Origin of the sequence: Streptomyces sp. NPDC005811 (assembly GCF_040630405.1) — a bacterium.
In the GTDB taxonomy this organism is placed as follows: domain Bacteria; phylum Actinomycetota; class Actinomycetes; order Streptomycetales; family Streptomycetaceae; genus Streptomyces.
Map to the genome: position 1 here is coordinate 36,986 of NZ_JBEXXK010000021.1, position 24,969 is coordinate 61,954.

16 protein-coding genes and 3 pseudogenes are annotated in these 24,969 nt (G+C 69.2%); 12 read left to right on the plus strand and 7 right to left on the minus strand.

The window, feature by feature from the left end:
- Nucleotides 1-7 precede the first annotated feature (7 nt).
- The 4 genes from ABZ490_RS23055 to ABZ490_RS23070 all read left to right on the plus strand — a co-directional run bounded on the left by ABZ490_RS23055 (nucleotide 8) and on the right by ABZ490_RS23070 (nucleotide 8,863).
- A complete protein-coding gene (locus ABZ490_RS23055) occupies nucleotides 8-1,246 on the plus strand; it encodes a hypothetical protein (protein WP_358992861.1) in 1,239 nt (412 codons plus the stop codon).
- On the plus strand, nucleotides 1,243-5,589 hold the full coding sequence (locus ABZ490_RS23060) for a DUF6603 domain-containing protein (RefSeq protein ID WP_358992863.1): 4,347 nt from the start codon (nucleotides 1,243-1,245) through the stop codon (nucleotides 5,587-5,589). The genes ABZ490_RS23055 and ABZ490_RS23060 overlap by 4 nt, the downstream gene beginning before the upstream one ends.
- Nucleotides 5,582-7,378, plus strand: coding sequence for a hypothetical protein (locus ABZ490_RS23065; RefSeq protein WP_358992865.1), 1,797 nt, complete (start codon nucleotides 5,582-5,584; stop codon nucleotides 7,376-7,378). The genes ABZ490_RS23060 and ABZ490_RS23065 overlap by 8 nt, the downstream gene beginning before the upstream one ends.
- A 156-nt stretch (nucleotides 7,379-7,534) precedes the next feature.
- Complete coding sequence (locus ABZ490_RS23070) at nucleotides 7,535-8,863, plus strand: peptidoglycan-binding protein (RefSeq protein ID WP_358992867.1); 1,329 nt, start codon at nucleotides 7,535-7,537, stop codon at nucleotides 8,861-8,863.
- A gap of 66 nt (nucleotides 8,864-8,929) precedes the next feature.
- Here ABZ490_RS23070 and ABZ490_RS23075 read toward each other — a convergent pair.
- The 7 genes and pseudogenes from ABZ490_RS23075 to ABZ490_RS23105 all read right to left on the minus strand — a co-directional run.
- Nucleotides 8,930-9,128 (minus strand): annotated as a pseudogene (locus ABZ490_RS23075) (hypothetical protein); the annotation flags it as partial.
- Between the two features lie 27 nt (nucleotides 9,129-9,155).
- Nucleotides 9,156-9,839 carry a response regulator gene (locus ABZ490_RS23080; RefSeq protein ID WP_358992869.1) on the minus strand — a complete coding sequence of 228 codons (684 nt, stop codon included), beginning with the start codon at nucleotides 9,837-9,839 and terminating at the stop codon, nucleotides 9,156-9,158.
- A gap of 113 nt (nucleotides 9,840-9,952) precedes the next feature.
- Complete coding sequence (locus ABZ490_RS23085; RefSeq protein WP_358992871.1) at nucleotides 9,953-10,621, minus strand: potassium-transporting ATPase subunit C; 669 nt, start codon at nucleotides 10,619-10,621, stop codon at nucleotides 9,953-9,955.
- Between the two features lie 25 nt (nucleotides 10,622-10,646).
- A complete protein-coding gene (kdpB, locus tag ABZ490_RS23090; RefSeq protein ID WP_358992872.1) occupies nucleotides 10,647-12,743 on the minus strand; it encodes a potassium-transporting ATPase subunit KdpB in 2,097 nt (698 codons plus the stop codon).
- Nucleotides 12,744-12,772: 29 nt separating this feature from the next.
- Complete coding sequence (gene kdpA / locus ABZ490_RS23095; protein ID WP_358992874.1) at nucleotides 12,773-14,437, minus strand: potassium-transporting ATPase subunit KdpA; 1,665 nt, start codon at nucleotides 14,435-14,437, stop codon at nucleotides 12,773-12,775.
- 1 nt (nucleotide 14,438) lies between these two features.
- Nucleotides 14,439-14,528 carry a K(+)-transporting ATPase subunit F gene (gene kdpF, locus ABZ490_RS23100; RefSeq protein ID WP_009326374.1) on the minus strand — a complete coding sequence of 30 codons (90 nt, stop codon included), beginning with the start codon at nucleotides 14,526-14,528 and terminating at the stop codon, nucleotides 14,439-14,441.
- A gap of 288 nt (nucleotides 14,529-14,816) precedes the next feature.
- Nucleotides 14,817-15,585: pseudogene (locus ABZ490_RS23105) on the minus strand (amino acid permease); the annotation flags it as partial.
- Here ABZ490_RS23105 and ABZ490_RS23110 point away from each other — a divergent pair.
- From ABZ490_RS23110 to ABZ490_RS23145, 8 genes and pseudogenes are all read left to right on the plus strand, one after another.
- Nucleotides 15,581-15,843 (plus strand): annotated as a pseudogene (locus ABZ490_RS23110) (amino acid transporter); the annotation flags it as partial. The pseudogenes ABZ490_RS23105 and ABZ490_RS23110 overlap by 5 nt on opposite strands.
- 126 nt (nucleotides 15,844-15,969) lie before the next feature.
- Entirely contained in the window at nucleotides 15,970-16,488 is a 519-nt protein-coding gene (locus ABZ490_RS23115) for a hypothetical protein (RefSeq protein WP_358993077.1), read from the plus strand.
- Between the two features lie 63 nt (nucleotides 16,489-16,551).
- Nucleotides 16,552-17,061 (plus strand): hypothetical protein, encoded by a 510-nt coding sequence (locus ABZ490_RS23120; protein ID WP_358992876.1) that lies wholly within the window; start codon nucleotides 16,552-16,554, stop codon nucleotides 17,059-17,061.
- 17 nt (nucleotides 17,062-17,078) lie between these two features.
- Complete coding sequence (locus ABZ490_RS23125; RefSeq protein ID WP_358992878.1) at nucleotides 17,079-17,372, plus strand: hypothetical protein; 294 nt, start codon at nucleotides 17,079-17,081, stop codon at nucleotides 17,370-17,372.
- Between the two features lie 663 nt (nucleotides 17,373-18,035).
- Nucleotides 18,036-18,398, plus strand: a complete 363-nt coding sequence (locus tag ABZ490_RS23130; RefSeq protein WP_358992880.1) for a hypothetical protein — start codon at nucleotides 18,036-18,038, stop codon at nucleotides 18,396-18,398.
- Nucleotides 18,395-19,054: a nucleotidyl transferase AbiEii/AbiGii toxin family protein gene (locus ABZ490_RS23135; protein WP_358992882.1), complete on the plus strand. Its 660-nt coding sequence runs from the start codon at nucleotides 18,395-18,397 to the stop codon at nucleotides 19,052-19,054. Before ABZ490_RS23130 ends, ABZ490_RS23135 begins: the two co-directional genes overlap by 4 nt.
- Nucleotides 19,055-20,024: 970 nt before the next feature.
- Entirely contained in the window at nucleotides 20,025-20,387 is a 363-nt protein-coding gene (locus ABZ490_RS23140; RefSeq protein WP_358992884.1) for a hypothetical protein, read from the plus strand.
- On the plus strand, nucleotides 20,387-24,646 hold the full coding sequence (locus ABZ490_RS23145) for a tetratricopeptide repeat protein (protein WP_358992886.1): 4,260 nt from the start codon (nucleotides 20,387-20,389) through the stop codon (nucleotides 24,644-24,646). Before ABZ490_RS23140 ends, ABZ490_RS23145 begins: the two co-directional genes overlap by 1 nt.
- The last annotated feature ends 323 nt before the right edge of the window (nucleotides 24,647-24,969 follow it).

The window sequence follows — 24,969 nt, forward strand, 5'->3', positions numbered from 1 at the left end:
GTGACCGATGCCCGGCAAAAAGCGGCAACGCACGGAGGACACGCCCGTCCTGTACGAGAAGCGTGTCACGAGGTCGCAGTTGGAGGGTGAGCGGAAGGCGAAGAAAGCGAAGGAGGAGGAAGATGCCGTGAAGGAACGCCAGAGGCTCTGGGAAGAGCGACAGGCGGAGATACGCGGGCGCCACCCCGATCCGGTGGGCGACTGCGGCGACGGCAACCTGTATGTCGCCTTCGTCGAAGTCGGCCAAGGTGACTTCGCTGTGATGTCCACACCGGGTGGAAAGGTCATCGTCTTCGACGGCGGCTCACTGAGCACGGACGACGAGGACGCGGGGGGCAAAATGAACCCCGAAAGCAAAACCGCTTTCACCAAGAGGCTGCACTCGGTCCTGACCGACGAGAAGTTCCTCGGCAACAGGAACGTGATCGACATTCTGATCCTCACCCACCCGGATTCCGACCACTACAACAAGCTCGCAGCGGTGCTGGGCGATAGATACACGATCGACAAGTGCTATCACAGCGGTAATTTCGACAAATACAGTGTGGCCAAGACGAGCGCCTTCCTGGACCCCATCACCAGGATCGTCCAAAAGGTCGTCAAGAGCCATGACCCGATCGAGAAAAAGGCGGTGGGAGAGGTCACCCTTCAAGGCAAGCCCGTCCAGGCCAAGGACGAGGAGAACACCGTCGACCGGCTGGACGACGAGGGCGGCATCCTGATCCTGGACGAAGGGAAGAGCTGCCAGATATCGATCATCGCCGCCGGTATCACGTATGAATACAAGAACGACGGCAGCAACGACACCAACCGGGGAAGCATCGTCACACTCGTCGAGGCCAATGACGCGAAAGTGCTGATGATGGGCGACGCGACCAAGAACACCGAGCAGTTCCTGATGAACACGGCCGCGAAACGGCTCACAAAGCTGAACCTCGTGCAGGCCGCCCACCACGGCAGCGTCCTGACCTCGTCCTCCCAGGAATTCGTCGACCTGGTGGACCCGGCCGAGGCCGTCGCGAGCGCCGGACGGAAGATCCCGAAGCACCGTCACCCGAGTGACGATGTGATCAAGCGTTACGTGGAGCGGCTCGAAACGAGCGAACGCCCCGAGATCTCCTCACACACCACCTACGTCTGGCCAGGTCTCGGAGAGGGAAAGCCTTATTCCTACAAGAGCACCCAGAACGTGTTCTCCACCGGCTCCCGGGGCACCTTCATCCGTAAGTTCGGGGCGAGCACATGACCCCCGACGAGATCCGGACCGTGGTGCGGCAGACCGGCACCAGGATCGATGTGGCGATCGGCGCGCTGACCGGCGTGGGCGATCTCTTCGCCTCGTTCTTCCCCGACGGCAGCTTCGTCATCGAACCGGTGACGGCCCGTACGGAGACCGCCGACGGCGTCAGGGTGACAGGCACCGGTGCGTCAGGACCGTTCACCGGAATGGCTCTGGATGTCACCTTCAGTGCCGCACCCGGCTCCGTGCACGTCGTGGTGCGGGCCGCCGGCGCCGCGGACTGGACGTTCTCCCAGGCGTTCCCGCCCCTTCGCCGCTCGATCTTCGACACCCTGCGATTCCGGTCGCCGGTGCTGATCCTGGACTCGACGGCCACCGCCATGACCTTCGACGGCGTCCTGGTCATCACCACGCCGATGGCGCCGCTGGACCTGCTGATGCCGGGAGTCACCCACACACTCACCGGGAAGATCACCATGGTGAGCGGCCCGGAGGCGCTGGGCTTCCCCACGACTCCCGTGCCGGACATCCTGCTGTACGGGCCTGAGAAGCTGACCCTCGGCCTGGGCCTGTTCACTCTCACCGATCTGCGGTACGAGATCACCTCGGATCCCGTCTTCAACTATCACCGCATCGATTGGTCGGCGCGGGGCTCGGTCACGGTGACCGCGGCCGTCCCGATCACCGTGGGCGGAACGCGGCACGACGTGCTCGTCGACACGAAGATCTTCGGCTGGGGCGAGAGCCTGCTGTTCTCCGGGGACTTCAGCGCGCTCGGCGCCATCAGCCTCGCGGACGTGGCCGGATTCGCCGGTCAGTCCGCCCTGCCGGTCCCGTTCGACCTCTCCGTCACCAGCCCGGTGGCGCTCACCAAGGTCTCGATGCAGGTGACCCCGGCCACCTTGTCGGTCGACTTCGTCAGCCTGACCCTGGAGACCCAGGAGGAGTGGACGGTCGTCCCGGACCTGCTGGACGTGCAGGCGATCGACCTGACCTTCCGCATCGACAGCCCCCTGTCCTCGCCACGTCCGTCCGCCCTCCTCACGGGGCTGTTCGGCATCGGCAAGGAAGGCACCCTGGAGATCACCGCCGACACCCGCACCGGCACGCTGGGCGGCGGGCTGCGCGAGGGCGACGGCCCGCTGAGCATGCGCGAGGTCTACACCGAGCTGACCGGCGCCGATCCCTCGCCGGTGCCGGATCTGTCGGTGCTCAAGTTCGACTTCGGCCTGACCATTCCCCAGCAGAACGAAGCGGCCGTCTACGACGCCTTCCTAGAGCTGGACGGCGAGTGGCGGCTGACGGACTCGGTCTCGCTGAACAGCGTGATGTTCTCCGTCAAGCACGCCCAGAACACCACCTTCAAGGCGCTGGCGGTATTCGTGATCGCCGGAGTCTTCCTCAGGATCTCCGCGGCACACGACCCCGGGGCCCGCGACTGGCAGTTCACCGGCGAGACCGGACCCGATCAGCAAGTCCCGATCGGCAGGCTGTTCCAGGAGATCGCCGACCGGTTCGGCGCGATCGCCCTGCCCGCGCCGATCGCCGGGCTCGTCGTCGAGAACCTCGGCATGGAGATGTCCACCGGTACCGGACGCCTCTTCTTCACCGGCGAGGCCCTGTTCCCCCTCGACACCGCCCAGGTCGACCTGACCCTGGCGATCGACACCGGGCAGCGGACCCTCACCGCCGCGCTCGCCGCGACGGTACCGACGGCGCACGGGCCCTTCAGGCCCCGGTTCGACCTGAGGTTCGCGGGGCAGCCGACGGCGAGCTTGTTCACCGCCGCCTACAGCCACGCGGCCGGTGACCCCGTGCCCGCGCTGAAGGACCTGGTCGCCGCCCTGCTGCCGTCCGCCGCCGCCTTCGTCCCGGACGGGCTGACCGTGGACCTGAAGGACGCCTTCCTCGCCGTGGACGGGCCGGCGTACCTGTTCGGCGCCGACCTGGCGCTCACGGTCGACCTGTCGCACCTGCCCGTCGTCGGCGATCATCTCGGCGCGGGCGAGATGGGCTTCGATCCGCTCCGGCTGGTCGCGGCCTCCGCCGCCCTGACCGCAGCCGAGGTCGCCGCCGTCAACGGAATGCTGCCGGACCAGGTGGCCAAGCTCCCCGACGGGGATCTGTCCGCCGGTTTCCTGATCAGCGGCCTGCTGAAGCTCGGCACCCTGGAAAAGCCCCTGGTCCTGCCGGTGGCGGGCAGCCAACCCACGACACCCGTACCCGACAAGTCGACGCAGAGCGCCGACGACGCCCTCTGGTACAAGGTGCAGCGGTCCTTCGGGCCGATCCACATCCAGCGGGTGGGCGTGCGGTACGAGCACCCGCCCGGTCAGGGCGCCGAACTCGCCGTACTGCTGGACGCCTCGATCTCGGCGGCCGGACTGACCCTCACCCTGACCGGCCTGGAGGCGGGGGTCGAGCTGTCCGACCCGGCCGCGACACCGACCTTCGGACTGGCGGGACTCGATCTGGCGTACGCGGCGGGGCCGGTGGAGATCGGCGGCTCGTTCCTGAAGAGCACCGTCGAGTTCGAGGGCGTGACCTATCCGGCGTACGGCGGAGCGGCCACCATCCGCACCGCCGACTTCTCCATCGGCGCCATCGGCTCCTACCTTCAACTCCCTCAGGGCCCGTCCCTGTTCGTGTACGCGTTCCTCGACAAGCCGATCGGCGGGCCGGCGTTCTTCTTCGTTCGCGGGCTGGCCGCCGGCTTCGGCTACAACCGCAGGCTTATCCCGCCCGCGCTGGACCGGCTCGCCGACTTCCCGCTGATCGCCGACGTGGTCGGGGGTGGTTCGCCCACCGCCGACGTGGGCGGTCAGCTGCAGCGGCTGAGTGCCGCGCTGCCACCGTCGCCCGGTGACCTCTTCCTGATGTTCGGGATCCGGTTCACCTCGTTCGAGATGGTCGACTCCTTCCTGCTGCTGTCGGCAGGCTTCGGTCACCGGTTCGAGCTGAACATGATGGGGCTGTCGACGCTGATCCTGCCCGCGGCGGACGCGGGCGCGGCGGACATCACACCGGTCGCCGAGGTGCAACTGGCGCTGCGCGCCACCTTCGTCCCCGACGACGGGTTCTTCTCGATCGCCGCCCAGCTCACCCCGAACTCCTATCTGCTGTCCCGCGACTGCCGGCTGACCGGCGGCTTCGCGTTCAGTACCTGGTTCGCCGGGCCGAACAGCGGTGACTTCGTCCTGAGCGTCGGCGGCTACCACCCGCACTTCACCGTGCCCGCGCACTACCCGGTGGTGCCGCGGCTCGGCTTCAACTGGCAGGTCAACTCACATCTGCAGCTCACCGGCAGCGCCTACTACGCGCTGACCCCCTCGGCACTGATGGCGGGCGGCAGCCTCAGCGCGACCTGGCACGACGGCTCGCTGCAGGCCTGGTTCGACGCGTCGATGGACTTCCTCATCGCGTGGCAGCCGTATCACTACGAGGCCTCCGCGCACGTCTCGATCGGCGCCTCGTACACGTTCTCGTTCTTCGGCAGCCACACCATCAGCGCCCATGTGGGCGCGGACGTCGAGTTCTGGGGCCCGGACTTCGGCGGTCGTGCCCACATCGACCTGAGCATCATCTCCTTCACCATCTCTTTCGGTGCTTCGGGCTCCGGCGCGCCCGCGCCGATGCCGTGGGACAGGTTCCGGGCGACTCTGCTCCCGCCCCGGGAGGAGATCACCACCGTCTCGCTGGCCGGCGGAGCGCTGGCCCCGGGCGGCGGCACGGACCTCGGTGTGGTCGACCCGCACGGCCTGGTGCTGGTCACCGACTCGGTCATCCCCAGCACCGGCGCGGTACGTGGTCCGGCCGGGCGGGACAAGACGCTCCCGACGGGCACCGCCGGTACGACCTTCGGGGTGAGCCCGATGGACGTGGCGTCCGCGACCTCGACGCACCGGATCGAGATCACCAAGGACGGCAAAGAGGTCGACCATCTGTTCGACTTCATGCCGGTCGGCAAGCAACTCCCGTCGGCGCTCTGGGGAAGTGAGTTCGGCGCCTCGCTCAACCGGCCGCAGCTGGTGGGAGAGCTGCTCACCGGTTATACGGTGCGGCCGTTGCCGCCGAAGGAACCGGCCGTCTCGGCGACCCTGCCGAGCGCCGCGCTGCAGAGCGCGACCCCGCTGTTCACCGAACCGGACGCGATCCGCTGGGCGACCGCCGAACCGGCCCGCCACACCGCGCAGGACGCCGGCACGATCACCGCCGCGCTGCGGGACCCCGCCGTCGCCGCGGCCCGCACGGCCCTGGTCGACGCGGTGCTCGGCGACGTTCCGATCGACCTGGCCGGATTCGGCGTCGACCAGTTCCTGGAGGTACCACAGGTGGTCACCCATGGCTGACACCATCACGTTCGTCGATCACGCCCAGCCGGTCCTGCCGCCCGGGGAGTACGTGATCACCACCACCCAGACGATCACCGAAAGCCCGGAACCGTTTCCGGCGACCCGTCGGTTCACCGTCAGCGCGGACCGGTTCTCCCTCGCGGCGGGCCGGGTGACGGCGGTGTTCCCGCCGGACGGCAGCCTCGGCGACCATCGCAACGTACTGCCGCACGTCATGCTGGACCGGCCGACGCTGCCCTGGGAACGCTCGTCCGGCGACGACGAGCAACCCCCTTCCGGAGATGTCCGCCCCTGGCTGGTGCTGCTGCTGTTCACCCAGTCGCAGCGGCCCGATCCGAAGGTGGTCCGGCTCGCCGACCTCGGCGCCGGGCCGGCGTACTTTCCCGCCACCCCACTCGAGGCACACCAGTCGCCCGAGGACCAGGCCACCGTCATCGACGTACCCAGAGGCGTGCTGGAGGAGATCCTGCCGTCGGCGGCGGAACTGCCCTACCTGGCACACCTGCGGCGGACCGAGGGCGCCCCGGACGTCGCGGTGGTCCTGGGGAACAGGCTGCCGTCGGCGGACGAGCCGAGCACCGCGCACCTGGTGTCGGTGGAAGGGCGGTACCGGGCCGACGGGTTCGACCTGGGCCCCGGTGGGCCCGACTCACTCGTACGTCTGGTGAGCCTGGCCTCCTGGCGGTTCGCCTGCGTGGCCGAGAACCAGAACTTCGCCGCCCTCGTCCGGGACCTGGCTCAGCACGGCAGCCCACTGCGGCTGGCCGACAGCGGCAACGCCGCCGCCGACGGCCTGCTGCGCCAGGGGCAGGTTCCGGTGCGGCACACCCTGCGGCAGGGCGGGAGCACCGTGTCGTGGTACCGGGGCCCCTTGACGACCGGCCCGGTGGCGCTGTCTCCGCTCCCGGCGACCCGCAGCTCCGACGGGCTGCTGCGCTTCCACCCGGACATCGGCATGTTCGAGGCCGGTTACGCCGCCGCCTGGGAACTGGGCAGGCTGCTGGCGTTGCAGAGCACCGACTACGCCACCGCGTTGTACGACTGGAAGCGCCGCCGCAGCCAGAAGCGGCTGCGGGCGGCCCTGGAACCCGCCACCGGCTACCCGCTCGACGTCCCGGACATCGACGACACGCTGCCGGACACGGTACGGACCTGGCTGACGGGCCTGGCCGGTCTGGCGGGGGTCCCGTTGATGTACCTCGTGCCCGACGAGCGGCTGCTGCCGGTGGAGAGCATCCGGTTCGTCAGCCTCGACCAGCAGTGGATACGCCATCTGCTGGACGGCGCCTTCAGCATCGGCAGACTGACCGCGGCGGACGCCGAACTCGACCGGGCAGGACCGCCGGTGGACAGGGCGACCGTGGTGACCGGAGCGTTGATCAGATCCGGCGTCGTGTCCGGCTATCCCGGGCTGGTCGTCGAGGCGTTCGCCGAGGGGCACGACGGTCCCCTGGAGGAGGTGGGGACGATCCGTCTCACCCCGGACATCATGCTCTGCCTCTTCGCCGGCACACTGAACCGGCTGGACGTCCGGCAGCGGCCCGAGGCGGTGCACTTCGCGGTGGAACTCCCGGCCGCCGGACGGTTCGGCAAGTCACTGCGCAACCCCGACGGGGAGAGCGGCCCGGTTCTGGCGCCGCTGCCCCTGGGACCGGGCGGCCGGCTGCCCATCGGTGATCTCATCAGCGGCATCGCCGCGACGCTGGGCGTCGAGACGCTCGGCTCCGGCGATTTCGCCCGGCAGATGATCGAGACGGCCGAGCGGGTGACCTTCCTGAGCTCCTGACCGATTCCGCGGTCGCCCCCTTCACTTTCCCCGGCCTCTTCCGTGGCCCCGCCGCCCGAACCGTCCCGACCCGCGCCGGGAGCGGGCAAGGCGTGTGCCTCACGTCCCCCGTCCGAGCGGGAAGACCTCCGCCGGCCCCGAGAACGGAACTCCGACATGACCACCTTCCACGTCGCGGTCGACCACCCGGACCCCGACACCCACGACATCACCACCACCTATCTGGGCACCGTCGACCAGGCCCACGTCGACCGGGTACGCGCCATCGCCGCCCTTCCGGGCTCCGCGCGCCAGGTAAAGGAACACCCCCGGCACGAGGGCGCCTTCGTGGTCCTGCGCGACGACGGCGACCTGGACGTCTACGAGCCCACCGGCCCGCACGACGGAACCGGCGGCCGGCGCGCGGGGGTCCTGGGCAGCGACATCCGCACCCTGGGCGGTGTGCCGCACGACGCCTCGGGCCCGGCGTACATCGAGGGCGCGACCCGGCTCGGCGCGCAGCGCATCGGAGGAGCGATGGACACCCCGCTCGAGCCGCCGCGGGCCGTGTGGCACACCACCGAGTCCCCGGCCGGCTCCGGCTACTTCACCTCCGTGGCCGCCTTCCTGATCCGTGCCGGGGTGGAACCGCAGGTGATCTACTGCCCGGTCACCGACCGGCTGGGCCAGTTCGGGCCCCTGAACCTGTCGTCGAGGGCGCTGAAGAACGACGGCACGCGCCGCACGAACCGCACCGGCAAGGTCTGCATCCAGGTCGAGGTACTGGGACGTGCCGGCACCCCGTGGACGAAGGGGTTCGACCCGAAGGCCAAGCCGAACTTCCAGAGGCTGCTCGCCGCGATGCGCGCGCACGGCATCCCGGACGTGTGGCCCGTCGGGGCCCCGCCGGCCACCGCGGCCGCGGCGACGGAGCGTCCCCGTATCACCTGGGAGAACAAGGGCGGCCACTACGGGCACTCCCAGATCCCCGGCCAGGACCACTGGGACCCGGGGGCCCTGGACATCGAGATCGTGCCGGGCAGGCCCCGCTCCGACGGCAGGGGAACCATTCCGGACGCCGGGTCCGGCACCTACACCGTGAAGGCGGGCGACACCCTGACGGCCATCGCGGCCGCGCACCGGACCACCGTGGATGCCCTGCTGGCCCTCAACGGAATCAAGGACGCCGACGACATCTCGGTGGGACGGGAACTGCGACTGCCGACGGCGGGCCCGGCGAAGCCGCCGGCGCCGCGGTACGAGCCGTTTCCCGGGACGGCGTCCTTCCATGCCGGCCGCCGCAGCCCTCTCGTCGCCGCTCTGGGCAGACGCCTGGTGGCGCTCGGCTTCGGCAAGCACTACACCTCGGGTCCCGGACCTGAGTGGACGGAGGCGGACAGGCTCAACGTCGCCGACTTCCAGCGCTCCCGGCCCGAACTGGCGGGCGACGCGGACGGGATCCCGGGCCCCAGGACCTGGGCCGCGCTGAAGATCCCGAAGCTCTGAGGAGTGCTCGGCCCGAGGCCGCCCGTCTTCCAGGAGTCCAAGATCTCCGTGGTGGACGCCGGCCGGACCGAGGGACTCCACGTGCTGGATGTTCACCGTGGAGATGACGTCGATGCCGGCGCTTCTCGTTGCGGGAGCCGGGGATGTTGGTGTGGGGGAGTTCGTCGACGAGCGCCACCCGGCGGTGCGCCTCGGAGAGCATGGCGTAGGTCTTGCCGACGCCGGGTGCCGCGCCGAGGTGGATCCGGAGCTTGCCGCGTGCCATGTACGCCCTTCGTTCACGCTTCGGCGTTCACGCTTCGAAGCGATAGCCCATGCCGGGCTCGGTGATGAGATGGCGGGGGTGGGAGGGGTCCGCTTCCAGCTTGCGCCGGAGCTGGGCCATGTAGACGCGCAGGTAGTTGGTCTTGTTGCACTGGGAGACGCCCCAGACGTCCTGGAGCAGCTGCTTCCGGGTGATCAGCCGGCCCGGGTCGGTGACCAGGATCTCCAGCAGGTGCCACTCGGTCGGCGTGAGGCGGATGTCGTGGCCCCGGCGTACGGCCTTCTTGGCCAGCAGGTCGATGGTGAAGTCGGCCGTCTCCACGAGCGTGGCCCCGGACGCGAGCGAGGTTTCCTCGGTACGGCGGACCGCGGCCCGCAGCCGGGCCAGCAGCTCGTCCATGCCGAACGGCTTGGTGACGTAGTCGTCGGCGCCCGCGTCGAGCGCCGCCACCTTCTCGTCGGACGCCTGCCGGGCGGACAGCACCAGGATCGGGACGCGGGTCCAGCCGCGCAGCCCCTTGACGACCTCGACCCCGTCCATGTCGGGCAGCCCGAGGTCGAGCATGACGACGTCGGGCCGGCGGGCGGCCGCGAGGCGGAGCGCGGTGGCGCCGTCGGGGGCCGCGTCCACCCCGTACCGGCGTGCCTGGAGATTGATGACGAGGGCCCGTACGAGCTGCGGGTCGTCCTCCACCACCAGCACCCTTGTCATGGGCGTGCGCCTTTCGTGTCGTACGTCGGGCCGTACCGGCTTCATGACGGCGGGAGTCGGCGGTCCCGGATCTCCTCCGGGCCGCCAACTCCCCTGTCGGTCGGGTAACTCCATCAGCTCTTCGCCACGAGGTCCTTGAGCGCGATGTTGAGCTCGAGGACGTTCACGCGGGGCTCGCCGATGAAGCCGAGGGTGCGGCCCTCGGTGTGTTCGTCGACCAGCCTCTCCACCTCGGCGACGGGCAGGCCGTTCTTCTCGGCGACCCGGTGGACCTGGAGGTCCGCGTACTGCGGGGAGATGTCCGGGTCCAGTCCGGAGCCGGAGGAGGTGACCGCGTCGGCGGGCACCTCGGACGGCTTGACCTTGTGGTCGGCCGTCGCGTTGTCCTTGATCACGGCGGCCTTGGCGGCGGTCACCCAGTCGACCAGGTCCTTGTTGTCGGCGGACCGGTTGGTGGCGCCCGACAGGATCAGCTTGTACCGGGTGTTGACGCTGTTGGTGCCGAGGCCGTTCTGCGGGCGGCCCTGGAACCACTTCAGATCGGGCTCCGGGGTCTCCTGGCCTTTCTTCAGCGGCAGGTTGTACGCCTGCCCGATCAGCGACGACCCGACGACCTTGCCGTCCGCCTTGATCTCCGAGCCGTTCGCCTTGCTGCTGAAAAGGCCCTGGGCGATGCCGGTGACGACCAGTGGGTAGAGGACACCGGTCACCAGGGTCAGCACCAGGAGGGCCCTCAGGCCCGCCCCGAGCAACCGGACCGTGTTCGATACGGAGTTGTTCATGGCGACTCAACACGCTTTCAAGAAATTACAGCCCGGGGATGAGGGAGACGAGCAGGTCGATGATCTTGATGCCGATGAACGGGGCGATCAGTCCGCCGATGCCGTAGATCGTGAGGTTGCGCCGCAGCATCCTGTCGGCGCTCACCGGCCGGTACTGCACGCCCTTCAGGGAGAGCGGCACGAGCGCGATGATGACCAGCGCGTTGAAGACGACGGCGGAGAGGATGGCGGAGTCCGGTGAGGACAGGCCCATGACGTTGAGCTTGTCGAGGCCCGGGTAGACGGCCGCGAACAGCGCCGGGATGATCGCGAAGTACTTGGCGACGTCGTTGGCGATCGAGAAGGTCGTCAGGGCGCCCCGGGTGATGAGGAGTTGCTTGCCGATCTCGACGATCTCGATGAGCTTCGTCGGGTTGGAGTCGAGATCGACCATGTTGCCGGCCTCCTTGGCGGCCGACGTACCGGTGTTCATCGCGACGCCGACGTCCGCCTGGGCCAGCGCGGGCGCGTCGTTCGTACCGTCACCGGTCATCGCGACGAGCTTGCCGCCGGCCTGCTCCCGCTTGATCAGGGCCATCTTGTCCTCGGGGGTGGCCTCGGCGAGGAAGTCGTCGACGCCCGCCTCCTCGGCGATCGCCTTCGCCGTCAGCGGGTTGTCACCCGTGATCATGACCGTCCTGATGCCCATGCGGCGCAGTTCGTCGAACCGCTCCCGCATGCCGTCCTTGACGACGTCCTTCAGGTGGATGACACCGAGGACGCGGGCCCCGTCGGTGTCCTCGATCGCGACGAGCAGCGGGGTGCCGCCCGCCGCGGAGATGCGGTCCGTCACCTCCGAGGCGTCCCGGGCGACTTCACCGCCCTGTTCCTTCACCCATGCGACGACGGATCCCGCGGCGCCCTTGCGGATCTTCCTGCCGTCGACGTCCACGCCCGACATCCGGGTCTGGGCGGTGAAGGCGATCCACTCGGCTCCGGCGAGTTCTCCCTGGTGGCGCTCGCGCAGGCCGTACCTCTCCTTCGCGAGGACGACGATGGAGCGGCCCTCGGGGGTCTCGTCGGCCAGCGACGAGAGCTGGGCGGCGTCGGCCACCTCGGCCTCGGTCACCCCGGACACCGGTACGAACTCGGAGGCCTGGCGGTTGCCGAGGGTGATGGTGCCGGTCTTGTCCAGCAGCAGGGTCGAGACATCACCGGCGGCCTCGACCGCCCGGCCCGACATCGCCAGCACATTGCGCTGCACGAGCCGGTCCATGCCCGCGATGCCGATGGCGGACAGGAGCGCGCCGATGGTGGTCGGGATGAGGCAGACCAGCAGGGCCACCAGGACGACCATCGTCAGGTGGGTGCCCGCGTAGTCCGCGAACGGCGGCAGGGTGGCGCAGGCCAGCAGGAACACGATCGTCAGGGACGCCAGCAGGATGTTCAGCGCGATCTCGTTGGGCGTCTTCTGCCGGGCCGCGCCCTCGACCAGGTTGATCATCCGGTCGATGAAGGTCTCGCCCGGCTTCGTCGTGATCCTGATGACGATCCGGTCGGAGAGCACCTTCGTCCCGCCGGTGACGGCCGACCGGTCACCGCCGGACTCGCGGATCACCGGCGCCGATTCACCCGTGATCGCCGACTCGTCGACCGAGGCGACGCCCTCCACGACATCGCCGTCGCCGGGGATGACGTCACCCGCCTCGCAGACGACCAGATCACCGATCGTCAGCTCGGTGCCCGGGACGCGCTCTTCGGTGTTCCCGGCCAGCCGCCGGGCGACCGTGTCGGTCTTGGCCTTGCGCAGGGTGTCGGCCTGGGCCTTGCCGCGGCCCTCGGCGACCGCCTCCGCCAGGTTGGCGAAGACGACGGTCAGCCAGAGCCAGGCGCTGATGGTCCAGCCGAACCAGTCGCCGGGGTCCTTGAAGGAGAACACCGTGGTCAGGACCGACCCGATCCACACCACGAACATCACGGGCGACTTGACCATCACCCGGGGGTCGAGTTTGCGGAAGGCGTCCGGCAGCGACGTGACCAGTTGCCTGGGATCGAAGAGGCCCGCGCCGACACGTCCCTCGGCGGGCTTGTGCCCGGTCGGTGCGTCGCTGTGCGGCGCCCGGGTCGGGGTGGCTGTGGACATGGAACCCTCTTGGTTCTCGATACGGGTGGTCATGCCGCCAGCCCCTCGGCCAGCGGACCCAGCGCGAGCGCCGGGAAGTAGGTGAGACCGGTGACGATCAGGACCGTGCCGACGAGCAGACCGGTGTACAGGGGCTTGTCGGTCCGCAGGGTGCCCGCGGTGACCGGCACCGGCTTCTGCTCGGCGAGGGAGCCCGCGAGCGCCAGCACGAAGATCATCGGCACGAATCGGCCGAGTGCCATCGCCAGGCCCAGCGTGGTGTTGAACCACTGGGTGTCCGCGTTCAGACCGGCGAAGGCCGAGCCGTTGTTGTTCGCGGCCGACGTGTAGGCGTAGAGGATCTCGGAGAAGCCGTGCGCCCCGCTGTTGGTCATCGAGTGCACCGGGGTCGGCAGCGCCATCGCGAAGGCCGTGAGGACGAGCACCAGGGCCGGGGTGACGAGGATGTAGCAGGCCGCGAGCTTGATCTCGCGGGAGCCGATCTTCTTGCCCAGGTACTCGGGGGTGCGGCCGACCATCAGACCGGCGATGAACACCGCGATGATCGCCATGATCAGGATGCCGTAGAGGCCGGAGCCGGTCCCGCCGGGCGTGATCTCGCCCAGCATCATGCCGAGCATGGTGATGCCGCCGCCGAGACCGGTGAAGGAGGAGTGGAAGGAGTCCACCGCACCCGTCGAGGTGAGCGTGGTCGCCACCGCGAAGATCGACGAGCCGCCGACGCCGAAACGGACCTCCTTGCCCTCCATCGCCCCGCCCGCGATCTGGAGCGCCGGACCGTGGTGGGCGAACTCGGTCCACATCATCAGGGCGGTGAAGCCGACCCAGATGGTGGCCATGGTGGCGAGGATCGCGTAGCCCTGCTTCACGCTGCCGACCATCACACCGAAGGTGCGGGTCAGCGCGAACGGGATCACCAGGATCAGGAAGATCTCGAAGAGGTTGGTGAACGGGGTCGGGTTCTCGAAGGGGTGGGCGGAGTTGGCGTTGAAGTAGCCGCCGCCGTTGGTCCCCAGCTCCTTGATGGCCTCCTGCGAGGCCACCGCCCCGCCGTTCCACTGCTGCGAGCCCCCCATGAACTGCCCGACCTCGTGGATGCCGGAGAAGTTCTGGATCGCGCCGCAGGCGACCAGCACGAGCGCCGCGAGGAACGCGAGCGGCAACAGGATGCGGACGACACCGCGCACCAGGTCGGCCCAGAAATTGCCCAGCTCACCGGTGCGGGACCGGGCGAACCCGCGCACCAGCGCGACGGCCACCGCGATGCCGACGGCCGCCGAGACGAAGTTCTGGACGGCGAGACCGGCGGTCTGCACGACGTGGCCCATGGCCTGTTCGCCGTAGTACGACTGCCAGTTGGTGTTGGTGACGAAGGAGACGGCGGTGTTGAACGCCTGGTCCGGGTCGATCGAGGAGAAGCCGAGGGAGCCGGGCAGTACGCCCTGCAGCCGCTGGAGCAGGTACAGGAACAGCACGCCGACCGCCGAGAAGGCCAGCACCCCGCGCAGATACGCCGGCCAGCGCATCTCGGTGTCCGGGTCGGCACCGATGCCCTTGTAGATCCACTTCTCGACCCGCAGATGACGTTCGGAGGAGTAGACCTTGGCCATGTAAGTGCCGAGCGGGACGTAGGCGAGCGCCAGCGCCGCCATGAGGGCCAGCAGCTGAAGCGCGCCGGCGAGGACGGGACCCATCTCAGAACCTCTCCGGGAAGATCAGGGCGAGGACGAGATAGCCCAGGAGGGCGACGGCCACGACCAGGCCGACGACGTTCTCGGCGGTCACAGCTTCGTCACCCCCTTGGCGACAAGAGCCACCAGCGCGAACACCGCGATCGTGGTGACGACGAAGGCCACATCGGCCATCGCTGACTCCCTGGAGTGAGGTTCGAAAGAAGAACGGACGGTTAGAGGAAAGCGCCTGTATGGCCGGATCCGAGCGGCCTTGACGGCTCTCTGACGGCGACGGCCGCACCTTTGACGGGCCCCTTACGGCACCTCGTCGGCGCCGGTGGGAGAGCCGCCCGTGACGGTGCGGGACGTCACTCACAGCAGCCGGAAGCGGAGCCGGCAGCTGCCACAGCCGCTCCGGCTCGGTCTCGGGTATCAGGACGGTGACCCGGGTGGCCCGCTCCGACGCCATGACCTCGCGGACGTAGGCGCCGATGGGGCGGCCCAGGGTGCGGCGCTCGGAGGCCGGCAGGACCAGGAGCACACGCGCCCTCCGGGGCGTGCATCTGCGCACGGTCCTCGGGGTCCGGGTAGCAGACGGTGACCGCGCGGACCTCGTCACCGAGGGAGGCGGGGCTCAGCGCCTCGGACGTCGGCCGGGAGAGGGAGGAGACCGGCACGATCACCACGGACCGGTCGCGGTGCGGGAGCTCGGGCACCCGGCCGAGGTCCAGCCGTCCGCCGATCCGGGCGTAGGCGCGGTGCACGGCGACGAAGGCCGCCACCAGCAGCGGCGGGGTGGCCACGACCAGCCAGGAGCCCTCCTCGAACTTGCTCGCCGTGACGACGACCGTCGCGACGCCGGTCAGCACCGCGCCGAAGCCGTTGAGCAGTGCCTTGCCGAGCGGCACGAGCGTGTTGGTGTCGCCGCCGGAGAAGACCAGCAGGGCCGCCGAGACGGCCGCCAGGGCGAGCACGCCGTGCCGGTGGACCTGACGGTCGGCCTTCAGCGCGAACACGTGCGGCAGGTGGAACTGGATGACGTGGAACGCCCAGTTGTGGCCGAGGAAGGCGTCGGCGAGCCGGGCGAGGACGGTGACGCCCTCGACCGGCTGGAGGTGGAAGCGGGAGATCAGCACCGACAGGCCGACGAGCATCACACCGGGGACGGCGTTCGAGGTGGGCCTCACGGTCCACGGCGAGGTCCCGCACGGCCGCTACCGCGTCCTGACCCTGGAGTCCTCCTCCTCCACGCCCGCGACACCACCGGCTGCACCCCGCACATCCACTTCGAGTGGACCGAAGGCGGCCCGTTCGCCAGCTTCCTGCGCTTCTTCCTCTTCGGCCAGGGCGAGGTCGCCCCGGTCACCCGCGAGGTCCTGCGCGAGGCCGAACCGGACCGCACGCGCCGCCCTCGCGTCCACACGGGCCGAGACGTCCGCCCCGCGTGCGCACGGGCCCGAGGCGTCAGAGCCCCGTCAAAATCCGCCCGTACGGCGTCAGGAACCCGTAAGCCGCAGCCGCCGCTCCGCGCCCGGCGGCCTAGCGTCGGCGTCATGCGACGGAGCGGACCACGCGACCCGGCCGACGACCGCCACTGGAGTGGCAGCGCCCGGTTCGCGATGGGCTGCGCCCTGGTCTTCTGCGCGATGACCATGGTCGTCGACTGGGACGCCGGGAGCCTGACACCCGTGCGCGCCCTGCTCTGGGCCGCCCTGTCGACCGCGATGTGCGCCGTCCTGCTCCCACCTCGGGTGTCCGCGGGCCCCGGCTGGCTCGCGGTACGCACCCCGTGGCGCCGGCGCATGGTGCGTACGGACGCCCTGGTGGCCGTACGGCAGTACGACGGCGCCTCCGCCCACCTCGTCCTGCGGGACACCCAGGGCAACCGCCTGGAGCTCGACCCCCGCGTCCTCGCCGCGAACCCGCTGATCTGGCACGAACTCGACACGGGCGTACGGCACTCCGTCGAGCGGGGCACCTTGCGCCAGGGGGCTGAGGTCCTGGAGCGACTCGGCCACCGCATAGACGACGAGACGGCGGAGGCGGTCCTGAGGCTGTCCGGCCTCTCCTGACGAAGGTTCCGTTGGGATGACACAAATAAATGTCATCTCAGCTAAAGCTGCTATCTTGGCCGTGTGTCCCGCGACTCCGAACTGCTCTTCGCCGACCACGTCGGCCGCTTCTACGCCCGCCAGTACGGCTTTCCGCCCATGGCCGGGCGCCTGCTGGGTCACCTCTTCGTCTGCGACCCTCCACAGCAGACGATCGACGAACTGGGCGAAGCGCTACTGGCGAGCCGCAGCGCCATCACCGGCGCCGTCAAGCTGCTGGAGGGCTACGGGATGGCGCGACGCACACGCACCGCGGGCGAGCGCATGGACCGCGTGAGCCTGAACCCGGCCACCCAACAGCCACAGAACTTCGACGCGGCCCTCCACAGAGAACACGCCTCCCTCTTCCGCGAAGGCCTGGCCCTCCTCGCCGACGCCCCGCCGGAGCGACGCGCGCCGCTGGAGGAAATGGTCGCGCTCGCCGAGTTCCTGGCCGAACGCCTGCCCGGACTGGTCGACGAGTGGCACACCCACCGAGACGTCCTGCGCGCCTCGGGAAAATTGCCGAACCCGAACCCGAACCCGGCCGCCTAGCCACGAGAGGTTCCCTCATGCCCAGCTCTGACGAACAGATCAACACCGCCGTCGAACTCGGCGACCTCGACGAACTCCGCCGCCTCGCGGAGACGGGCAACCCCACGGCAACCGACGAACTCATCCAACTCGCCGCGGAACAAGGCAACATCGAAGAACTACGCCGCCTGTCGGACACCGGCAACGCCACGGCCACCGACCAGCTGATCGAACTGGCCACCGAACAGGACGACATCGACGAGCTGCGACGCCTCGCCGACGGGGGGAACACCACCGCTGCCGAACAGCTCATGGACCTCACGGCCGAGTGACCGGGCAGGCGCCTGGTCGGCGATGGCGCAACAGACGGTGCGCGCGATGTTCCTCACTTCGAGTCCGACACGTGCCCATGTAGAGTGACGACCGCCCTTGACCTGCACAAAGCAGGCAGGGAGCCGTCTTCCAGGAGTCCCCATGCTGCGTACTCTGTTCACGTCCAAGATCTAGCATCCGGGTATTTGCGCAGGTCAGAGACGTGATCGCGTCGTTCGAGTCAGGAAACGGTCAGCATCGGGCAAGGGAGCGTCCTGGCTTGTTGACCCGGTGACCGTCATTCACGGAACCTGGGCAGATGTGCCTGGCTCTCGCTCGGAAGGTTCGCTACCTGACCCGAGAGCTCGTCCGCGCAGGGGTCCTGAGCGAGTGGGCTGCATTCCGGGACCGAGCGGCGTGTCCGACACCGAGACCCACGCCCACCGCGGCCGCTCTCCACATGACCTGCCACGTCATGATCACCCGCGCCCGTGAGCGGGTGGTCCTGGGCTAACAGGGAAGTCGGCTGCCCCGCCACCTGGAGGAGTTGCACGGGTGGGCCGTGATGCGCTGAGGGCCTGCCCGGTGTGACACCCGAGGGAAAGGCAGCGCCCGACCTGCACATACGACAGGTGATCCCTATATCCGCCATGCCACCGCCTCCCGACAGCGATACTGGATGTATGGACAGGACGATCACCGCCCCCCGTGCCGAGGTGCTGCGGGACCGCTACCGCAGCCGACTGCCCGAGCGCTTGCAGGAGCTGGCCGGCCCTGTCGAGGGCGACGTGGACCTGCCGCTCCACATCGTCTGGTCCGGGCGGACGAGCTACAGCCTGGACCGCCCGAAGTCCCGCATGACGCTCTACCGCACCGTCCTCGCCGAAGGACTGCGCGAGGACCTGGTGGCCCTCCTGCACCACCGGCTGCTCATCGAGCAGTGGCCCGTGCTGCGGAGCTTGATCAGTCCCTACATCCGAGAGGTCTGGGAGTACGCCTTCCCCGAGCTGCTCCGCACCGCTCCGGCCGACACGACCGCCGCGTGAAGCTCACTCCGCTCCACGAGCGTCTCCTCGCCGACATCCTCGACCTCGGCTCCCCCTACCCTCTGGTCCTCACCGGCGGATACGCCGTGCAGGCGCACGGCCTGGTCGAACGCTTCAGCCGCGACCTCGACGTCGCCACCGAGAACCCCGCTCCGATGCAGGAGATCGTCGCCTCACTCACAGCAGGTCTCAGCGCGCGCGGATGGCGGACCACGCACATCCAGACCGATCCGCTCAGCGGCCGGTTCCTCGTCACCGATCCGCACTCCGGCGAGGAGTGCGAGGTCGACGTCCTCAAGGAGGCGTTCTGGGCCCCTCCCGCTCAGACCCCCTACGGCCCCGTTCTTTCCCTCGATGACGTGATCGGTACCAAGGTCCGTGCCCTCGCTGACCGCGGCACCGTCCGCGACCTCATCGACGTCCAAGCTGCCTCCCGCCACCGCTCCACCGCCGACCTCGAATCCCTGGGCCGCCGTCGCGCCCACGACGAGTTCAGCCTCGAAGACCTCCGGGACCGGCTCGTCGGAGCGGACTGGTACGAGGATGAGGACTACACCGCGTACGGGTTCACCTCCCGGCAGATCGAAGAACTCAAGGCGTGGGCGCTGGAGTGGGCAGAGGATCTGGGTGCGCGGATCCATGACGAGAACGCCTGAGAGAGCGTCTGAAGTAGGCAGTCGCCCGTGAAGTCCTAAGCTTGACGTTCAACATCGCGGCTCACTCGTCCTACTGACTGCGGTTCTTCACGGGACAGCGGTGGCGGCTGTTCTCCACGCTTCGAGATGTCGAGTAACGAAGTCGAGAGAACGGTCGCTGCCCATGAGTCCGCACGTTGATGTGCCTGGAAGCGAGGCGTTGGGCCTGCGGTTCCGCTTTTTCGGGTCGAGTTCCACGAGTCTCTTTCGGCGGGCGGATGCGCTCATCGAGCTCACCGATGCGTGGACTGGTGAAGACACTGGTCGCGCTGTCCCTGGCGGCCGAGGAGCGGTGCGGGCACGGCGCACTGTATGCCGCTCTGGACTGGCGGGCTGGAGCTCGTGCGGTTGTGCCTCGCGCTGGTCGGCCTCCCGCTGCCAACGGCGACCGACGGGCGGATCGTGCTCGCGGTGTATGTGGTGCCCTGGCTGAGGCCCGATGCACCGACCAGCGGCTGTCCTGCCACGTCAACGGACGCGGAGAGTGCAGCAGCGACCAGATTGTTCTCGGTTGGCTGAGGAGCTCATGGACCGTGAAGGGCTCGCGGGCGGGGCGGACATAGCGGAACCCGCCGAGCCCGAAGCGACGTGCGCGGCCGTCCAGCGGCCCGGGCGTCTGTTCTTGAAGCTGCCCGGACAGATGCGGTACCCGACGAGCGCCAGGCCCGCCATCGCCTTCTGGCGATGGGCGAACACTTTCTTCAGGGCGTACACCCATGTCCGCCCGCTCCAGCTGGCCGTCAGTTTTCCGCTGCCCGAACCGGCATGCTGCACAGTGAGCCACGGGTGAGCCGTTCCGACCCCCTGTTCACCGTCACGCGGATCGTTTGAGGTAGACCACGGACGACCCGCACCGCCGGAACCATTGGCAACAGCCTGAACGTCCTTGCTATACCTGCGGAATGGCTGGCCAGGGGGAAGGTGGGACGGCGTGACACGGCCGTGGAAGATCGTGCTGATCGTGGTCGGGGTGGCCTGCATCGCGGCGACGCCGATGGTGTGGATGCTGAACGGCCCGGGAACCGGGGAGCTGGTCGGGGCGTCGTTGCAGGTCGCCACCGGGGTCGCAGCGCTGGCGTGGGCGTGGTTGGACCGCCGCCAGGGGGACTCGGCCACGGATACCGGCCAGGCGAAGGCGTCCGGTGGCGGGTCGGCGCACACCGGGATCCGCGGGCCCGGCGGGTTGGGCACGGGATCGGCGCGGGTGGATCGGACCGGTGACGCGACGGCTGACGGGTCCGGCAGCAGTGCCGGTACCGGGATCGACTACAGCCAGTCTCGGGAAGCGGGTTGATGGAGGACGAGAACGGGTCCGGCGATGCACCGCCGGGCGCTGAGGTGCGTGACAGCGGCGACGCCCGCGCGACGGACGGCGGCACCGCGATCACCGGAGTCAGTGCGGCGACGGCGGACGGCGCGCCCGCCTCCGTCTCGGTCAGGGCGACGGGTGCGGCGTACGCCTCACACGGTGGAGTGGCAATCACCGGGTACGTGGCGGGCGACGTCCGTGTGACGCTGCCGTCCCTGCAGTCCCGCTCGGTGCAGGACTCCATCCTGCCCGGCGAACGGCGCCCGCGCCTGTTCGGGCGCGAGACGGAGATCTCCGCTGGCCTCGACGTGCTGCGGCGCGCGGACGGCGGCGGCCGGGCGGCGGTTGTGGTGACCGGGGCTCCTGGCATCGGGAAGAGCGACGTCGCCCTGCGCATGTCCCGGCTGGCCGCGGAGCGGTACCCGGACGGCCAGTTCCACATCAATCTCGCGCTGTCGACCGGCCCCACGGACCTCGTGTCGTCGATACTCCATACGCTCGTTCCGCCTGAGTCTCCCCTGCCGGAACGCCGTGACCAGCAGCTGGCACTGCTACGGACGACGCTCGCCGACAAGCGCGTCCTGCTGCTCGTCGACGACATCGTCTCGGAGGAGGCGCTCCTTGAGATCCTCTCCGTCGACGGCCCGTTCGCGCTGGTGGGGACCAGCCGCGTCAAGCTCAGCGGGCTGAGCGGCCTGGTCCGCCTCATCGACCTCGGTCCACTGCACGCCGCGCCCAGCGAGGAGCTCGTACGGTCGGTCGCCGGCCCCGGCCGACTGACCGGCGAGCAGACGGCCGCGCTGTCCGCGGCGTGTGCCGGTCACCCGCTCGCCCTGCACATCGCCGCGGCGCACCTGGCCCGCCGGCCCCGCGTGAACGTCGACCGCTACCTGTCCGAGATCATGAACCCCGACCGCAGCGTCAAAGCCCTCGTCGCAGGCCAGACCACGCTGCAGCCTGTGTTCCAGCAGAGCTTCGACGCGCTCGAACGCGACCAGGCTCAGGTTTTCTCCGCACTCGGTGCCCTGCCGCACATGTCGTTCACCATCGATGTCGTCGCAGCGGCCATCACACCGCCGCCGCTGGACGAAGTCGACGACGACAACCTCACGGACACGGCCGCGCTCCTCGACTCGCTGGTCGAACTCAGCCTCATCGAGCAGCTCGACGACGACCGATTCGTGATGCACGAAATTCAGCACCGCTTCGCCCGGCTGACGTCCAAGCCGTGGTCGGGGACGCAACGGGCGGATGTCGTTCGTCACGCGTGTGTCGTCACAGCCCTTCGCGTGCGGTCGTCTACCGATGCGATCGGTTTCCTGGACGAGGCGGCGACCGTCCCGGCCGAGAGCAGTACCGAAGCACTGCGGTCGCTGGACGCGGACCGTCCCGGCGCGGTCGCTCTCGTCGAGACGGCCCGACAGTACGAGGCCTGGGACCACCTACTGCTTCTCGCCTCCGCACTCACCGAGCACCTGCGTGTCGCCAGCCACTGGAAGGAGCTGGACCGCGTCTACCAGTGCGTACAGGAGGCCGGGGAGCTGGCCGGAAACGTCAATTGGACGGCCACCGCGCTGTACAACCGGGCTGTGGTTGCCGGGCACCTCGGCGAGAGCCAGGATGCGGTGGATCTGTACGCCCGTTGTGCCGAAACGGCGCGCGCGGCCAACGATGCCGAGCATCTGTTCATGGCGCAGCTCGGTCTGGGGACGTTGCTGATCAACCTGGGTCGGCCCCGCGACGCCATAGAATACCTACGAAGCGGACTGTCCTACTGGCGGACTGTCGGGCATCATCAGGCACTGGCGCTCGCTCTGGGGAACCTGGGCCAGGCGTACCTGGCGGTCGGACAGACCCGCCGGGCCGAGAACTACCTGCGCAACAGCCGCGACCTGAGCCGGAGCAGCGGCTTCGGTGAGACGCTCGCCACCCGCTCGATCGTCACACTGCTGCGCCGCACGGGCCGAGTGGCAGAGGCGGCGGAGGAGTCCGTCCGGGACATCGAACGGGCCCGGGCCATAGGCAGCCGGGAGTGGGAGGCGCGGGCGCTGATGGACCTCGCGGCGGTCCCGGCCAGCGCCCGGCCGGAGTCGGCTCCTGCCGAGCCGCTCGAGGCCGCCCTGTCCATCCATCAGGAGACGGGTGACGTGCAGGGCCAGGTCCGAGCGTTGTTCCGGCTCGGTGAGGATGCCGCGCACCGCGCTGATCTCGACCGGGCCGCGACGTACCTCGCGCAGTGCGCCGACCTCGCCATCAGAATCGGCGACCATCAGCACGCGGCGCGCTCCCTGACCTATCTCGCCTCGTACAGAGGCGGCATCGGGCACCACGACACGGCGGAGTCGCAGTTCGAGGTCGCGTCGGACATGGCCCAAGAGTCCGGCAGCCCGGTTCTTCAGGCAGATGTCCTGCAGAAGCGAGCCCAGTTGCTGTGGCACCGGGGGAGGATCGGAGACGCCGTCCGCCTGCTGACCGAAGCGGAACTGTCTCTCGCCGCCACTGACGAGAGTCGGGCACTCGCCCAAGTGCGGGCGGCCCTGGGTGAAGCCCTGGTCGTTGCGGGGCAGTGGCAGGACGGCGCCCGCATGCTGCGGTCCGTAGTGTCCGACTTCAGCGACGCCGCCTCCCCCGGCACTCGGGCCCGGGCGACGCGTGCATTGGCCGTCCTTCACTCGCGACGCGGCCTGCACACCGAAGCCCTGTCCGCGATCACCAGGGCACTGAACGACTGCGAGCGGCACGACGACGTCGACGGCGTCCTGCACTGCCGGATGGCACTGGGCAACATCCACGCACGGGCCGGGCGGTGGGCCGAAGCAGCCGACCAGTACGAGCAGACCGCGCGAGCCGCTGCCGAGCACAAAGATCTCCATGTTCTCCTCACCGCCCGCGCGCAGGCCGCGACCTGCATGCTGCATACCGGCAACCGGGACGAAGCCGTCGCCCTGATGACCAAGAACATCCCGCTCGCCGAGAAGCTCGGCATGGACACCGTGCTGACATCCCTGCACACCAACCTTGGCGCCTGCCACGCCAAGGCCGGCGACCACCTCGCCGCGGCCGCGTCATTCCGCACGGCCCTGCAGATCAGCGAACGTCTCGACGACGGCCCACTGCGCGCCACCTGCCTGTTCAACCTGGCCCGCGCCGAGAAGGCACTCCATGCATCGGAGGCCGGGCGTTCCCACGCCCGGCAGGCGTTCGCACTCCACCAGGCACTCAGCAACTGGCCGGAGGCAGGCGAGACCCTGGTTTTCCTGGGTGCACTGCACCATGAAATGGACCCGGACGGCACCGTGCCCAGCCCCGTGGAACTCGTGGGCGGTGGTCCAGTCGACCTGTGCGTCCTCGAATCACTCCGCGCTCGTGCTCTTGGGGACGGTGGCGATGACGCGGTGGTGCCGTCCCCTGCCCTGCCCCGGCTGCGCAGCGTGCGGATCTCCGATACCGTGCAGCAGGCGTTGGCGGCATTCGACTTGGAGTCGCTCACTCTTCGGTTCGCCACATCCAGGCAGTACTGCGCTATCTGCAATCTGATCATCGCAGAGTCCGGCCACGCAGAACTCCTTTACCTCCGACACCCGGACGTCCACCACCCGATGCTCCGGCTCGCGCACTCCCACTGCCACCTCTCCGACGTGATCGAACTCAGCGGACCGGCCCCCGATCGCTCCCCGGATCGCTTCGACGCCGAATGCATCCTCTTTGGCGGCGACCGCGTCGGAATCGTCCTCGACTGCCACGGCGGCTGGGGAGCGATCAACGGCAGCCGCCGTATCGAGGACGTCATCCTCCGGCTCTTCCTGGAGTCGGGCTTCACCAACCTGCGCACCCTGTACACCAAAAACGGCGGCAAGCCCCTTGACTTCCGTGACCTGCCGCCCGTCTCCGGCCGGGACCTTCGGGCCCGCCTGGTCGACAACAGAATCACCCTCAGCGGCCCCCACAGCGACCTCCTGTCGGGGCTGCCGCTCAACTTCTTACCTCACTGGTACGAGCGGGCCCACCATGGCTCGCTGATCGTCATCGCAGGCCGGAACCTTCCCGGGATGGTGGCGGACGACCCCACCCACCTTGAGCGCGCCATCCTCCTTGGGCAGGCTGTCGGCGCAGCGGTGCCCCTCGCAGTGGTGCGGCCACGCAGGAATGCGCCATGTCCATGCATGATGCGGCGAGGGCGGAAGTTCAAGCACTGCTGCAGTGGACGGGGCGGGAGGGCGGTGTTGGCGAGCGGGGGGATGTGACTGCCCGACGATGCTTAACTCGTGGTCGTTGCGATCGACGACTGCCGCGAGTTTGATACGGACCTTCGCTGTGACCGGATGGTCCTTGTCCCGCACCCGATAGCTGCCTCGCAGCGCCCGTCCGACAGCTGCAGCCGCCCGTCTCGCGCACTGTATCCGGTCGCCCTCAGGTCGGCCGGACCGGCGTTCATGGGCGCGGCAGCTGGAGGCGAAGAGTTCTCCGCGGGATGGGAGGCCTCCACTGCAGACACCTTCCTTGGCATCAGCCGCGATCGGAGTGCTGTCCGCGGGCGCGCTGTTCATACCGGCCGGGAGTTGCTTTC